Source organism: Pseudomonas sp. MM213 (assembly GCF_020423045.1).
Lineage (GTDB): Bacteria > Pseudomonadota > Gammaproteobacteria > Pseudomonadales > Pseudomonadaceae > Aquipseudomonas > Aquipseudomonas migulae.
Genome location: NZ_CP081943.1, coordinates 2300210 through 2313839, shown reverse-complemented (window position 1 = coordinate 2313839; position 13630 = coordinate 2300210). Strand labels below are relative to the sequence as shown.

Genomic DNA, 13630 nt, shown 5'->3' with positions numbered 1-13630 from the left:
ATGAGCAAGAGAAAGCTGATTCCACTGCTGATCTACATCCTGTTCCTGCTGGTGCCGATCTACTGGCTGCTGAACATGTCCTTCAAGAGCAACACCGAAATCCTCAGCGGCCTGACGCTGTTTCCGCAGGATTTCACCTTTGCCAACTACAAGGTGATCTTCACCGATCCGGCCTGGTACACCGGTTACCTCAACTCGCTGTATTACGTGAGCCTGAACACGCTGATTTCGTTGAGCGTGGCGTTGCCGGCGGCGTATGCGTTCTCGCGTTATCGCTTTCTCGGCGACAAGCACCTGTTCTTCTGGCTGCTGACCAACCGCATGGCACCACCGGCGGTATTCCTGTTGCCGTTCTTCCAGCTGTATTCGTCGATCGGCCTGTTCGACACCCACATCGCCGTGGCGTTGGCGCATTGCCTGTTCAACGTGCCGTTGGCGGTGTGGATTCTCGAGGGCTTCATGTCCGGCGTTCCGAAGGAAATCGACGAAACTGCCTACATTGATGGCTACAGTTTTCCCAAGTTTTTCGTGAAGATTTTTGTGCCGCTGATTGGCTCGGGGATCGGCGTAACGGCGTTCTTCTGCTTCATGTTTTCCTGGGTCGAATTGTTGCTGGCGCGGACGCTGACCTCGGTCAACGCCAAGCCGATCGCGGCGGTGATGACCCGAACGGTCTCGGCGTCCGGCATCGACTGGGGCGTGCTGGCGGCGGCGGGGGTGTTGACCATCCTGCCGGGCATGCTGGTGATCTGGTTTGTCCGTAACCACGTGGCCAAGGGCTTTGCCCTCGGCCGAGTATGAGGAACTGATGATGGAATGGATGAGTTGGACTGTCCCCACAGCGGCGTTCTTCACCGTCATTGGCCTGATTCTGGTGGGCATGACGACGTGGGAACTACGCTCGCCGAGCGTTCTTCGGCGTGGTTTTTTGCCGATTGCCACCACCCGTGGCGATCGGCTGTTTATCGGTCTTCTCGGCAGCGCCTACCTGCATTTGCTGGTAATCGGCGTCACCGACTGGAGCATCTGGGTAGCGTTCGCGTTGTCCCTGGTGTGGCTGTTGGCTGTGATGCGTTGGGGCTAGTCGAATCGCTCGGCAATGTTGCTCCGAAACCCTAAAAGGAGGTCTCTATGTTCGACAAAAACAATAAGCTGCGACATAGCATTTCATTGGCAGCCATGCTGGCACTCAGCGGTTTGAGCGCTTCGGCCTGGGCCGATGCCTACGAAGAAGCCGCGAAAAAATGGATCGGCAGCGAGTTCAAACCGTCCACCCTGTCGGCGGATCAGCAGCTCGCGGAACTGAAGTGGTTCATCAAGGCCGCCGAGCCGTTTCGCGGGATGGACATCAAGGTCGTCTCGGAAACCCTGACCACTCACGAATATGAGTCCAAGGTGTTGGCCAAGGCTTTTACCGAGATCACCGGGATCAAGGTGACCCACGATTTGCTGCAGGAAGGCGACGTGGTGGAAAAGCTGCAGACCGTGATGCAGTCGGACAAGAGCATCTATGACGGCTGGGTCAACGACTCGGACCTGATCGGTACGCACTTCCGTTACGGCAAGACCGAATCCATTACCGACCTGATGGCCAATGAAGGTAAAAACTTCACTTCGCCGACCCTGGACCTCAAGGATTTCATCGGCCTTTCCTTCACCACCGCGCCCGACGGCAAGCTCTATCAACTGCCCGACCAACAGTTCGCCAACCTCTACTGGTTCCGCGCCGACTGGTTCGAGCGCGCCGACCTTAAAGCCAAGTTCAAGGAAAAGTACGGTTACGAGTTGGGCGTTCCGGTGAACTGGTCGGCCTATGAAGACATCGCCAAATTCTTCAGCGAAGACGTCAAGGAAATCGACGGCAAGCGGGTCTACGGGCACATGGACTACGGCAAGAAAGACCCGTCCCTGGGCTGGCGCTTCACCGATGCCTGGTTCTCCATGGCGGGTGGTGGCGACAAGGGCTTGCCTAACGGTTTGCCGGTGGACGAGTGGGGCATCCGCGTCGAGGACTGCCACCCGGTCGGTTCCAGCGTGACTCGCGGTGGCGACACCAACGGCCCGGCGGCGGTATTTGCCACCACCAAATACGTCGACTGGCTCAAGGCCTACGCACCACCGGAAGCGGCGGGCATGACCTTCTCCGAGTCCGGCCCGGTACCGTCCCAGGGCAACATCGCCCAACAGATCTTCTGGTACACCGCATTCACCGCCGACATGACCAAACCGGGTCTGCCCGTGGTGAACGCCGACGGCACACCGAAATGGCGCATGGCGCCTTCGCCGCGCGGTCCGTATTGGGAAGAGGGCATGAAGCTGGGTTATCAGGACGTGGGTTCCTGGACGTTCATGAAGTCCACGCCTGAGAAACAGAAACTGGCTGCCTGGCTCTATGCGCAGTTCGTGACGTCGAAAACCGTGTCGCTGAAGAAAACCATCGTCGGCCTGACACCGATCCGCGAGTCGGACATCAACTCGCAAGCGATGACCGACCTGGCACCGAAACTCGGTGGTCTGGTGGAGTTCTACCGCAGCCCGGCCCGTGTGCAATGGACCCCGACCGGGACCAACGTGCCGGACTATCCGCGTCTGGCGCAACTGTGGTGGAGCCACATCGCCGAAGCCGCCAGCGGCGACAAAACCCCTCAACAGGCGCTCGACGGCCTGGCCAAGGATCAGGACGCGATCATGTCCCGCCTGGAACGCTCAAAGGCCCAAGCCACCTGCGCCCCGAAAATGAACCCTGAGCGCGATGCGCAATACTGGTTCGATCAGCCGGGTGCACCAAAACCGAAACTGGCGAACGAAAAGCCTAAGGGTGAAACCGTGAGCTACAACGAACTGCTGAAATCGTGGGCAGATGCGCGTAAGTAAACGGCGGGACTGAGAAAGGCGAACGGCACCGTAAGGTGCCGTTTTTGTTTGTGCCTTTTTCAGTATCAGCCAACCTGATTACCCAGTTGCACACGTTCCCCTGTAGGAGCCGGCTTGCTGGCGATAGCATCTGTCCAGCCAATACATACGTTGACTGATCCACCGCTATCGTCGGAACGCCGCCCGCAGCAAGCCGGCTCCTACAGGGGATTGGGTTCACACGGTTCGAAATTGTAGGAGCTGGCTTGCCAGCGATGGACGTCAACGATAACGCGTGCTGTCTGAGTGAACGCGTCGCCTAGACGCTTTTCGCCGGCAAGCCGGCTCCTACAGGGAATCCCATACGCTTTTGCTTTCCACCACTCATCAGGCCGAGCGTTAGCTCGCCTTCAGCTTTTGATCTGAGCGCCCCCTCGAGAGGCCGAGCGCAGGTTCTGCGCAGTGGGCAACCCGGCATGGATGCCGGGTTAGCCGCCCCCGGCCATGGATGGCCGATGGCGGCGGGCCCACGGAGCAGGACCGGAGCGAGGGCATGCCGAGCCACAGCGAGGCACCGAACGAAAGGGGCAAGAGCGCTTTGGTTACTTTCGCGCTTTTCGAAAGTGACTCGCCGTAAGGGCGAAACCCATAGCCGCCGTTACCGCAAAAATGGATATGTACGCCGGAGGAGGGGGAAAAACATCAGTACCAAACCCCACAAACGCAAAAACGGCACCCGAAGGTGCCGTTTCTGTTTTCTACGATCTACCGCTAAGCGATCAACCCGCCAGACCAGCCTGTTGAACCAGAGCCAGCAACGGCTGCGGATACAGCCCGAGGAAGAACGCCAGTACGGCGATGGCCAGCAGCATCACGCCGCCTGCACGTTGCTCCCAATGCAGTTGCGCATCGTGGCGACGCAGGTTTGGCTCCATCAGGTACAGAGTGACCATGACGCGCAGGTAGTAGAACACGCCGATGGCGCTGCCCAGTACCAGGGAACCGACCAGCCACCATTGGTGCGACTCGACACCGGTGGCAATGATGTAGAACTTGCCGATGAAGCCCGCGGTCAGCGGGATACCGGCCAGGGACAGCATCATCACGGTCAGGACGGCGGTCAGGTACGGACGGCGCCAGAACAGGCCGCGGTATTCGTACAGGGCATCCGCGTCACGGCCGTTGTACGGCGAGGACATCAGGGTGATCACGCCGAAGGCGCCGAGGCTGGTGATCACGTAGGTGACCAGGTACACGCCGATGGCTTCCACGGCCAGACCCTTGCTCGCCACCAGGGCGATCAGCAGGTAGCCGAAGTGCGCGATGGACGAGTAACCCAGCAGACGCTTGAGGTTGCTTTGGGTCAGGGCCAGCAGGTTACCGAACAGGATCGAGGCGATGGCGATGATGGTCAGCACGTCGCTGAGTACACCGCTGCTCGCCGCTGGCGAAATCTGGAACAGACGCACCATCACCGCGAACACAGCGACTTTGGAAGCGGTCGCCAGGAACGCCGCTACCGGTGCCGGAGCACCTTCGTAAACGTCCGGAGTCCAGAGATGGAACGGTACCAGCGACAGTTTGAACGCCAGACCGATCAGCATCATGCCCAGGCCCATCTGCGCCAGGGAGCTTGGCAGGCCGGTGGCCGCGAGGGCCTGGCCGATACCGACAAAGCTCAGGCTGCCGGAATCGGCGTAGAGCAGGGCCATACCGAACAACAGGAACGCGGAACCGGCGGCCGACAGCACCATGTACTTGATACCGGCTTCCAGCGAACGCTTGTTGAAGAAGGCGTAGGCCACCAGACCGTAGACCGGCACCGAGAGCAGTTCCAGACCGATGAACAACCCGGCCAGGTGCTGCGCGCTGACCAGAACCAGGCCACCGGCGGCGGCCATCAGGATCAGCAGGTACAGTTCTTCGCGGTTGCCCGGGTAACCCGAACCGCCATCGCCGAGGTAGGCGTGGGCGAGGGTCACACAGGCCAGGGTGGCGACCAGGATCAGCGCCATGTACAAGCAGGCAAAGCTATCGATCTGCAGCAGTGGGGTCACGGCCAATGGCGCGACTTTCAAGGCTGGCAGGATCGACAGCAACGCCAGGTTCAGGCCCGCCACGGAAATCAGGAAGGTCTGCGAGTGGTTGCGGCGCCAGGCAATCGCCAGCATCACCACGATGATCGTGGCGCTGGTGATCAACAACGGCGCTAGCGCGATAAAGTGTTGAGTCGTGAATTCCATAGCGCTCTTACCGGGCCGAAGCGAGTTGAGTGAAGGCGGTGCCGAGCCATTGCTGCACGCCATGCATCGTCGCAGCAGAGGTATCGAGGAACGGTTGCGGGTACACGCCGATGTAGATCAGCAATGCCGCCAGACCGACCACCATGATCAGTTCGCGACCGTCCATGCCATGCAGCACCGCGTCCGATTTGGCCGGACCGAAGTACGCACGGTGGATCATGATCAGCGAGTAGACCGAACCGAACACCAGGCCAGACGTCGCGATGATGGTGACCAACGGTGCAGCAGGGAAGGTACCGATCAGGATCAGGAACTCACCGACAAAGTTACCGGTGCCCGGCAAGCCCAGCGACGCGGCTGCGAAGAACAGGCTGAGGGCCGGCAGGTAAGCGATCTTCGACCACAGGCCACCCATTTCACGCATGTCGCGGGTGTGGGTGCGCTCGTACAACTGACCGCTCAGGATAAAGAGTGCCGCGGCCGACAGACCGTGCGCCAGCATCTGCATCACCGCGCCCTGCAGCGCCAGTTGGCTGCCGGAGTAGATGCCGATCAGTACGAAACCCATGTGGGAAACGGACGAGAAGGCGATCAGACGCTTGATGTCGGTTTGTGCGAAAGCCAGGAACGCGCCGTAGAAAATACCGATCAGACCGAGGGTCATGGCGATCGGCGCAAACTCGGCCGACGCATTCGGGAACAGCGGCAGGGCGAAACGCAGCAGACCGTACGCAGCGGTTTTCAACAAGATACCGGCCAGGTCGACGGAACCTGCGGTCGGCGCCTGGGCGTGAGCATCAGGCAACCAGGAGTGGAACGGTACGACTGGCAGCTTGACCGCGAAGGCGATGAAGAAACCGAGCATCAGGATGTACTCGGTGGTCAGCGACATCTTGGTTTTCAACAGGTCGGCGTAGTTGAAGGTAATCACGCCGGTGTCGTTGAAGTTGACCAGTACCAGACCCAGGATCGCCACCAACATGATCAGGCCGGAAGCCTGAGTGAAGATGAAGAACTTGGTCGCCGCGTAGATCCGGGTTTTCTTGCCGTCCGAAGAACTGTGACCCCAGAGCGCGATGAGGAAGTACATCGGCACCAGCATCATTTCCCAGAAGAAGAAGAACATGAACAGGTCGAGGGCGAGGAACACGCCGACGACACCGCCCAGGATCCACATCAGGTTCAAGTGGAAGAAGCCAACGTGACGTTGAATCTCTTTCCACGAGCAGAGTACCGAAAGCACACCCAGCAGACCGGTCAGCATGATCATCAGCAGCGACAGGCCGTCGAGGGCCAGGTGCACGCTGATGCCGAAGCGCTCGATCCAGATGTGCTTGAACTCAAGCGCCCAGGTCGGGTCGGCGCCAGGCGCCGGGGCAAATGAATAGTCACCGGTGGCCCACAGCCAGAGGCCGAGGGAAAGCAACAGGGACATGGTGATCAGCGCAATCCAGCGGGGGAGGGTGGCGCCGAAGCGCTCACCCATCCAGCACAGCAGGCCGCCGATGAAGGGGATCAGGATTAGCCAAGGCAGAATCATGACGGGCTCAATTCCTTTCGCAAGTTCGCAAGGTTCATATTCAGACCGCTACCAGCACGATGGCGCCGATGACCAGCACGGAGCCGGCTGCCATCGATGCCGCGTACCAACGCAGTTGACCGGTTTCGGTACGGCTCAGGGCGGTGTGACCGCCTTTGGCCATACGCGGGATCAGACCGATGGTCTGGTCGAGCGGGTCTTTGCGCAGTACATGGCTGATCGCCAGGTATGGCTTGACGAACAGTTTGTCGTAGATCCAGTCGAAGCCCCAGGCAGCGAACCACCAGGCCGAAAGGAAGCGGCCGATGCCGCTGTTAGCGATTGCAGTGACGAAACGACGCTTGCCGAGGAACAGCAACGCGGCCAGCAGGATACCGGCCAGGGCGATGGCGCCCGAGGCGATTTCCAGACTGTGCTTGGCTTCGCCGCCGGCGTGGCCAACGCTTTCCGGCAGCACGCCGTGCAGTGGCGGAACGATCATCGCGCCAATGGCGGTGGACAATACGATCAGCACCGACAGTGGCAGCCAGTGAGCGATGCCGTGACCGGCGTGCGCTTCGGTCTTCACTTCACCGTGGAACGCGATGAAGATCAGGCGGAAGGTGTACAGCGAAGTCATGAACGCACCGACCAGACCTGCGTACAGCAGACCCTGGTTGCCGCTGGCAAACGCTTCCCACAGGATTTCGTCCTTGGAGTAGAAGCCTGCGGTCACTAGTGGCAGGGCCGCCAGGGCCGCGCCGCCGACGATGAAGCTGGCGTAGGCCAGTGGCAGTTTCTTCCACAGGCCGCCCATCTTGAAGATGTTCTGCTCGTGGTGGCAGGCAACGATCACCGCACCGGACGCAAGGAACAGCAGCGCCTTGAAGAAGGCGTGGGTCATCAGGTGGAAGATCGCGCCATCCCATGCGCCAACGCCCAACGCCAGGAACATGTAGCCGATCTGGCTCATGGTCGAGTAGGCGAGGATACGTTTGATGTCGGTCTGAACCAGTGCCGCGAAACCGGCGAGTACCAGGGTCACGCCACCGACGATTCCTACTAGATGTAGGATTTCCGGCGCCAGGGTGAACAGGCCGTGGGTACGGGCGATCAGGTAGACACCGGCGGTCACCATGGTCGCGGCGTGGATCAGTGCCGAAACCGGAGTAGGGCCGGCCATCGCATCCGCCAGCCAGGTTTGCAGTGGCAGTTGCGCGGATTTACCGACAGCGCCGCCCAGCAGCATCAGGGTGGCCATGACCATCCAGAAGTCGCCGGCCTGGAATTTCTGCGGTGCCAGCACCAGCAGTTCCTGGACGTTCAGCGTACCCAGTTGGGCGAACAGGATGAACAGGCCGATGGCCATGAACACGTCGCCGATGCGGGTCACGATGAAGGCTTTGAGTGCCGCGTTACCGTTGTTGCGGTTGCTGTAGTAGAAACCGATCAACAGGTACGAGCACAGGCCCACGCCTTCCCAGCCGAAGTACAGGAACAACAGGTTATCGCCCAGGACCAGGAACAGCATGCTGGCGATAAACAGGTTGGTGTAGGCGAAGAAACGCGAGTAACCGGCTTCACCGCGCATGTACCAGGACGCGAACAGGTGGATCAGGAAGCCGACGCCGACGACCACACCGAGCATGGTCAGGGACAGACCATCCAGGTACAGCGCGAAGTTCGGCGTGAAGCCTTCCACCGCCATCCACTGCCACAACACCTGGGTGTAGTGACCGCCTTCAGGTGGCGCAACGTTGAACTGCCAGATCACGTAAGCGGTGACGATGGCAGACAGGCCGATGGAACCGACGCCGATCAGCGCCGACAGGTTTTCCGAGAGGCGTCCACGGGAGAACGACAGCAGCAGGAAACCGATGAGAGGGAATACGAAAGTCAGATAGAGAAGATTCATCCGCGCATCTCACTGGCAGCGTCGATATCGAGCGTGTGGAAGCGGCGATACAGTTGCAGCAGGATCGCCAGGCCAATACTGGCCTCGGCGGCTGCCAGGCTGATCACCAGGATGAACATGATCTGTCCATCCGGTTGCGCCCAGCGGCTACCGGCAACGATGAACGCCAACGCGGAGGCATTCATCATGACCTCCAGGCTCATCAGCACGAAGAGAATGTTGCGGCGGACCATCAGGCCGACCAGACCGAGGCAGAACAGGATGCCGGCGACCGCCAGACCATGCTCCAAAGGGATAGCAGGCATCGTCATTGCTCCTTGGCTTCGTTACGGCCCAAGTGGAACGCCGTCACGGCTGCGGCGAGCAGCAGCATCGAGGCGAGTTCGACCACCAGCAGGTACGGACCGAACAGGCTGATGCCCACGGCCTTGGCGTCTACGGTGGTGTGGCCGACGGCCTGGCCGCTCTGGTGACTGAACAGCACGTACAGCAGTTCAGCCAGCAGCAGGGCGCCGAGAATCACCGGGCCGAGCCAGATGCCGGGCTTGAGCCAGACGCGCTCTTGCTGAACCGAGGCGGGGCCCAGGTTCAGCATCATCACCACGAACACGAACAGCACCATGATGGCGCCAGCGTAGGCGATCACTTCCAGAACACCGGCAAACGGTGCGCCGAGGGCGAAGAACGTCATGGCCACGGCGATCAGCGAAATGATCAGGTAGAGCAGGGCGTGCACAGGGTTGGTGTGGGTGATCACGCGAAGCGTGGACACCACAGCGATACCCGATGCGAAATAGAAAGCGAATTCCATCTTTCTTCCTTAAGGCAGCAAGCTCTTCACGTTGATCGGTTCGGCTTCATTCTGCGCGGAGCCTTTCGGCTTCCCGGCAATCGCCATACCTGCAACACGATAGAAGTTGTAATCAGGGTTTTTGCCGGGGCCGGAGATCAGCAGATCTTCTTTCTCGTAAACCAGGTCCTGACGTTTGAACTCGGCCATCTCGAAATCCGGTGTCAGCTGGATCGCGGTGGTCGGGCAGGCTTCCTCGCAGAGGCCGCAGAAAATGCAGCGCGAGAAGTTGATGCGGAAGAAGTCCGGGTACCAGCGACCGTCTTCGGTTTCAGCTTTCTGCAGCGAGATGCACCCGACCGGGCACGCCACGGCGCACAGGTTGCAGGCTACACAACGCTCTTCGCCATCAGGGTCGCGGGTCAGGACGATACGGCCACGGTAGCGCGGCGGCAGGTAGACCGGTTCTTCCGGGTACTGCAGCGTGTCGCGCTTGCGGAAGGCGTGGCCGAAAATCATCACCAGGCTGCGAAGCTGGGTGAAGAAGCCATGCACGATGTCAAATATGTACTTCATGATTCTCTATCCTCACTGAGCCGCGACGGCGGGCGTGTTGAGCAACACGATCGCAGCGGTCACCAGCATGTTGACGAGGGTCAGCGGCAGGCAGAACTTCCAGCTGAAGTCCATCACTTGGTCATACCGTGGGCGCGGAATCGAGGCGCGCAACAGGATGAAGATCATGATGAAGAACGCGGTTTTCAGTGCAAACCAGATGAACGGGATCTGCGGCAGAATGTTGAACGGACCGTGCCAGCCACCGAAGAACAAGGTCACCAGCAGCGCCGAAATCAACACGATGCCGATGTACTCGCCGACGAAGAACATGCCCCATTTCATGCCGGCGTATTCAATGTGGTAACCGTCAGCCAGTTCCTGCTCCGCTTCCGGCTGGTCGAACGGGTGACGGTGAGTCACGGCGACGCCGGCGATGAAGAAGGTCAGGAAACCGAAGATCTGCGGAATGATGAACCACAGGTTCTGCGCTTGGTATTCAACGATGTCGCGCATGTTGAACGAGCCGACCTGGATCACGATGCCCATCAGCGACAGGCCCATGAACACTTCGTACGACACGGTCTGTGCCGAGGCCCGCAAGCTGCCCAGCAGGGCGAACTTGTTGTTGCTCGACCAGCCGGCGAACAACACCGCGTAGACCGACAGACCGGCCATGGCGAAGAAGAACAGGATGCCGATGTTGATGTCCGCCACGCCCCAGGTCGGGGTGATCGGGATGATCGCGAAGGCAATCAGCAGGGCGCTCATGGCCACGACCGGTGCCAGGGTGAAGATCATCTTGTCGGCGAACGGCGGGGTCCAGTCTTCCTTGAAGAACATCTTGATCATGTCGGCCGCGATCTGGAACGCGCCGAACGGGCCGACGCGGTTCGGACCGTAACGGTCCTGCCAGAGGGCGAGCAGACGACGCTCGACCCAGCTCAGCAGCGCGCCGCACACCACCACGGCGAGCAGAATCACGATGGCCTTGAGGACCGCGATGATCACGTCAATCACTTCAGGCGTGAACCAGGTCATTGAGCTGCCTCCTGCAGACCGTCAACGGATTTGCCAAAGATCGCTGGCGGAATGCCCGCGATACCGGCCGGCAATGCGACCAGGCCAGCACCCAGCTCTTCGTTGATGCGCAGCGGCAGACGCAGGGTCTGGCCGGCAACGTTCAAGCTCAGCAGGGCACCGTCGTTGACACCCAGGCGATCCGCTTCGGACTTGGCCAAGGCGACGTAGGCGGCCGGGATGCGTTCCTGAACCGGTGCGGCTTTCGAAGAGTTCTCTTCGCTGCCGAGCAGGTGGAAGAACGGCACGACCTGCCAGGTGCCCGGCGCCGGGTTGAAGGCGCGCGGAACAGCCGAGAACCAGTTCAGCGAATCACCGGTGCTTTCGATCAGGCGGGTGCCCGGGTCGCCAGCGCGGATGTGACCACCAACTTCGTCCTGGAACTTGTTCCAGGCTTGCGGCGAGTTCCAGCCCGGAGACCAGGCGAAAGGCACTTGCTGACGCGGTTCGGCCGAGCCCGAGTAACCTTCCATGGAGAAGGCGAACGCGGTGTCCTTGTCTTGCGGGGTACGCGGTTCGTGCACGTTGATGTCAGCGCGCATGGCGGTACGACCCGAGTAACGCAGCGGTTCGCGGGCAAGCTTCATGCCCTTGATGCGGAACGAGGCGGACGGTGCGGCATCGACGATGCGGTTCAGTTGCGGCGTGCTTGCAGCGACGGCAGCGGTGACGTGGTCCAGTTGGGTCCAGTCGATCGGCTGGTTCAGCAAGGTAGCGCGCAGGGCATGCAGCCAGCGCCAGCCTTCGTGAACCAGGATGCTCGCGTCCATGTACTTCGGATCGAAGACCTGGAAGAAGCGCTGGGCGCGGCCTTCCTGGCTGACCAGCGTACCGTCGCCTTCAGCGAAGCTGGCGGCTGGCAGAACCAGGTGCGCGCGATCGCTGGTGGCGGTTTTCTGGTGGTCGGCAACGATCACCACTTTCGCGGCGGTCAGGGCGGCATCGACACGGGCTTTGTCGGTACGGGTGTACAGATCGTTTTCCAGCACGACGATGGCGTCGGCCTTGCCATCGATCACCGCTTGCAGCGCGGCGTCGACCGATTCGCCACCGAGCATGGCCAGGCCGAGGCTGTTGGCCTCTGGCACGATCAGGCTGATGGAACCGTTCTTCTCGCGCAGCTTCAGGGCTTTGGCGATGTTCGCGGCGGCTTCGATCAATGCTTTGGAACCCAGCGAGGTACCGGCAATGATCAGTGGGCGCTTGGCCGCGAGCAGGGCGTCGGCAATGCGCTTGGCCAGTTCGAGGGCTTCGGCGTCGAGGCCTTCAACCGCTGGGGCGCTGGCATCGAGGGCGTGAGCCACGGCGAAACCGATGCGGGCCAGGTCGTCTGGAGCGGCGTGAACGCACTCTTCGGCGATGTCGTCGAGCTTGGTTTCAGCCAGGCTGGCGATGAACAGCGGGTTCAGCTCGTGCTGACCGATGTTCTTCACCGCAGCGTCGAGCCAAGGCTGAACGCGCATGGAGTCGGCCATGTCTTCTGCCTTGCCCTTGACCGATTGACGCAGGGACAGCGCCATACGGGCGGCGGTCTGGGTCAGGTCTTCGCCGAGGACGAAGATGGCGTCGTGATCTTCGATGTCGCGCATGTTCGGGATCGGCAGCGGGCTGTCTTTCAGCACCTGCATGACCAGACGAATGCGTTCCAGCTCGGCGGCTTCGATACCGGAGTAGAAGTGCTCGGCGCCGACCAGCTCGCGCAACGCGTAGTTGCTTTCGAGGCTGGCACGCGGCGAACCGATACCGACGATGTTGCGACCGCGCAGCAGGTCAGCCGCTTTATCCAGCGCTTCGTCGAGGCTCAGCTTGGTGCCGTTGGCCAGCAGAGGCTGACGCGGGCGGTCTTCGCGGTTGACGTAGCCATAGCCGAAACGGCCACGGTCGCACAGGAAGTACTGGTTGACCGAACCGTTGAAGCGGTTTTCGATCCGACGCAGTTCGCCGTAACGCTCGCCCGGGGAGATGTTGCAACCGCTGGAGCAGCCATGGCAGATGCTCGGCGAGAACTGCATGTCCCACTTGCGGTTGTAGCGCTCGGAGTGAGTCTTGTCGGTGAACACACCGGTCGGGCAGACCTCGGTGAGGTTGCCGGAGAATTCGCTTTCCAGTACGCCGTCTTCAACGCGACCGAAGTACACGTTGTCGTGGGCGCCGAACACACCAAGGTCGGTGCCGCCAGCGTAATCCTTATAGAAGCGTACGCAGCGGTAGCAAGCGATGCAGCGGTTCATTTCGTGGGAAATGAACGGGCCCAGTTGCTGGTTCTGGTGGGTACGCTTGGTGAAGCGATAACGGCGCTCGTTGTGGCCGGTCATCACGGTCATGTCTTGCAGGTGGCAGTGACCGCCTTCCTCGCAGACCGGGCAGTCGTGCGGGTGGTTGGTCATCAGCCATTCAACAACACTGGCGCGGAAGGCCTTGGACTCTTCATCTTCGATGGAGATCCAGGTGCCGTCGGTGGCAGGGGTCATGCAGGACATGACGATGCGACCACGGGTGTCGTTCTCGTCGGTGTACTGCTTGACCGCGCACTGGCGGCAAGCGCCAACGCTGCCAAGGGCAGGGTGCCAGCAGAAATAAGGGATATCGAGGCCTAGCGACAGACATGCCTGTAACAGGTTGTCTGCCCCATCGACTTCGAGCTCTTTGCCGTCTACGTGGATAGTGGCCATGGT

General features: G+C 60.7%; 11 protein-coding genes. 3 read left to right on the top strand and 8 right to left on the bottom strand.

The features are described from left to right. Genes K5R88_RS10500 through K5R88_RS10490 form a run of 3 tightly spaced genes read left to right on the top strand, consistent with a single transcriptional unit; the run spans position 1 to position 2874 of the window. The gene (locus K5R88_RS10500; RefSeq protein ID WP_008032760.1) at positions 1-801 is read left to right on the top strand and encodes a carbohydrate ABC transporter permease; all 801 of its coding nucleotides are present in this window, start codon (positions 1-3) and stop codon (positions 799-801) included. Positions 802-811: 10 nt separating this feature from the next. After that, positions 812-1084: a DUF2160 domain-containing protein gene (locus tag K5R88_RS10495; protein WP_032829048.1), complete on the top strand. Its 273-nt coding sequence runs from the start codon at positions 812-814 to the stop codon at positions 1082-1084. Between the two features lie 47 nt (positions 1085-1131). Continuing rightward, positions 1132-2874 carry an ABC transporter substrate-binding protein gene (locus K5R88_RS10490; RefSeq protein WP_008043892.1) on the top strand — a complete coding sequence of 581 codons (1743 nt, stop codon included), beginning with the start codon at positions 1132-1134 and terminating at the stop codon, positions 2872-2874. 758 nt (positions 2875-3632) lie between these two features. Here K5R88_RS10490 and nuoN read toward each other — a convergent pair. From nuoN to nuoG, 8 genes are read right to left on the bottom strand one after another with little or no spacing between them, the layout of a single operon-like run. After that, on the bottom strand, positions 3633-5096 hold the full coding sequence (nuoN, locus tag K5R88_RS10485) for an NADH-quinone oxidoreductase subunit NuoN (protein ID WP_008032749.1): 1464 nt from the start codon (positions 5094-5096) through the stop codon (positions 3633-3635). Between the two features lie 7 nt (positions 5097-5103). After that, positions 5104-6636 carry an NADH-quinone oxidoreductase subunit M gene (nuoM, locus tag K5R88_RS10480; protein WP_008032746.1) on the bottom strand — a complete coding sequence of 511 codons (1533 nt, stop codon included), beginning with the start codon at positions 6634-6636 and terminating at the stop codon, positions 5104-5106. Positions 6637-6676: 40 nt separating this feature from the next. Next, positions 6677-8530, bottom strand: coding sequence for an NADH-quinone oxidoreductase subunit L (gene nuoL / locus K5R88_RS10475; RefSeq protein WP_008032743.1), 1854 nt, complete (start codon positions 8528-8530; stop codon positions 6677-6679). Beyond that, positions 8527-8835 (bottom strand): NADH-quinone oxidoreductase subunit NuoK, encoded by a 309-nt coding sequence (gene nuoK / locus K5R88_RS10470; RefSeq protein ID WP_007940879.1) that lies wholly within the window; start codon positions 8833-8835, stop codon positions 8527-8529. Before nuoK ends, nuoL begins: the two co-directional genes overlap by 4 nt. A 2-nt stretch (positions 8836-8837) precedes the next feature. Continuing rightward, positions 8838-9341 (bottom strand): NADH-quinone oxidoreductase subunit J, encoded by a 504-nt coding sequence (nuoJ, locus tag K5R88_RS10465; protein ID WP_008032738.1) that lies wholly within the window; start codon positions 9339-9341, stop codon positions 8838-8840. Positions 9342-9350: 9 nt separating this feature from the next. Continuing rightward, a complete protein-coding gene (gene nuoI / locus K5R88_RS10460) occupies positions 9351-9896 on the bottom strand; it encodes an NADH-quinone oxidoreductase subunit NuoI (protein WP_008032736.1) in 546 nt (181 codons plus the stop codon). 12 nt (positions 9897-9908) lie between these two features. Further along, positions 9909-10916, bottom strand: coding sequence for an NADH-quinone oxidoreductase subunit NuoH (gene nuoH / locus K5R88_RS10455; protein WP_008032732.1), 1008 nt, complete (start codon positions 10914-10916; stop codon positions 9909-9911). Next, positions 10913-13627 (bottom strand): NADH-quinone oxidoreductase subunit NuoG, encoded by a 2715-nt coding sequence (nuoG, locus tag K5R88_RS10450; RefSeq protein WP_008041246.1) that lies wholly within the window; start codon positions 13625-13627, stop codon positions 10913-10915. Before nuoG ends, nuoH begins: the two co-directional genes overlap by 4 nt. Positions 13628-13630 lie beyond the last annotated feature (3 nt).

Excerpts from the sequence above, each read along its gene's own strand:
- K5R88_RS10490 (WP_008043892.1), top strand. The coding sequence starts at position 1,132 with ATGTTCGACAAAAACAATAAGCTGCGACATAGCATTTCATTGGCAGCC.
- nuoG (WP_008041246.1), bottom strand. The coding sequence starts at position 13,627 with ATGGCCACTATCCACGTAGACGGCAAAGAGCTCGAAGTCGATGGGGCA.
- nuoN (WP_008032749.1), bottom strand. The coding sequence starts at position 5,096 with ATGGAATTCACGACTCAACACTTTATCGCGCTAGCGCCGTTGTTGATC.
- nuoI (WP_008032736.1), bottom strand. The coding sequence starts at position 9,896 with ATGAAGTACATATTTGACATCGTGCATGGCTTCTTCACCCAGCTTCGC.
- K5R88_RS10495 (WP_032829048.1), top strand. The coding sequence starts at position 812 with ATGGAATGGATGAGTTGGACTGTCCCCACAGCGGCGTTCTTCACCGTC.
- K5R88_RS10500 (WP_008032760.1), top strand. The coding sequence starts at position 1 with ATGAGCAAGAGAAAGCTGATTCCACTGCTGATCTACATCCTGTTCCTG.
- nuoM (WP_008032746.1), bottom strand. The coding sequence starts at position 6,636 with ATGATTCTGCCTTGGCTAATCCTGATCCCCTTCATCGGCGGCCTGCTG.
- nuoL (WP_008032743.1), bottom strand. The coding sequence starts at position 8,530 with ATGAATCTTCTCTATCTGACTTTCGTATTCCCTCTCATCGGTTTCCTG.
- nuoJ (WP_008032738.1), bottom strand. The coding sequence starts at position 9,341 with ATGGAATTCGCTTTCTATTTCGCATCGGGTATCGCTGTGGTGTCCACG.
- nuoK (WP_007940879.1), bottom strand. The coding sequence starts at position 8,835 with ATGCCTGCTATCCCTTTGGAGCATGGTCTGGCGGTCGCCGGCATCCTG.
- nuoH (WP_008032732.1), bottom strand. The coding sequence starts at position 10,916 with ATGACCTGGTTCACGCCTGAAGTGATTGACGTGATCATCGCGGTCCTC.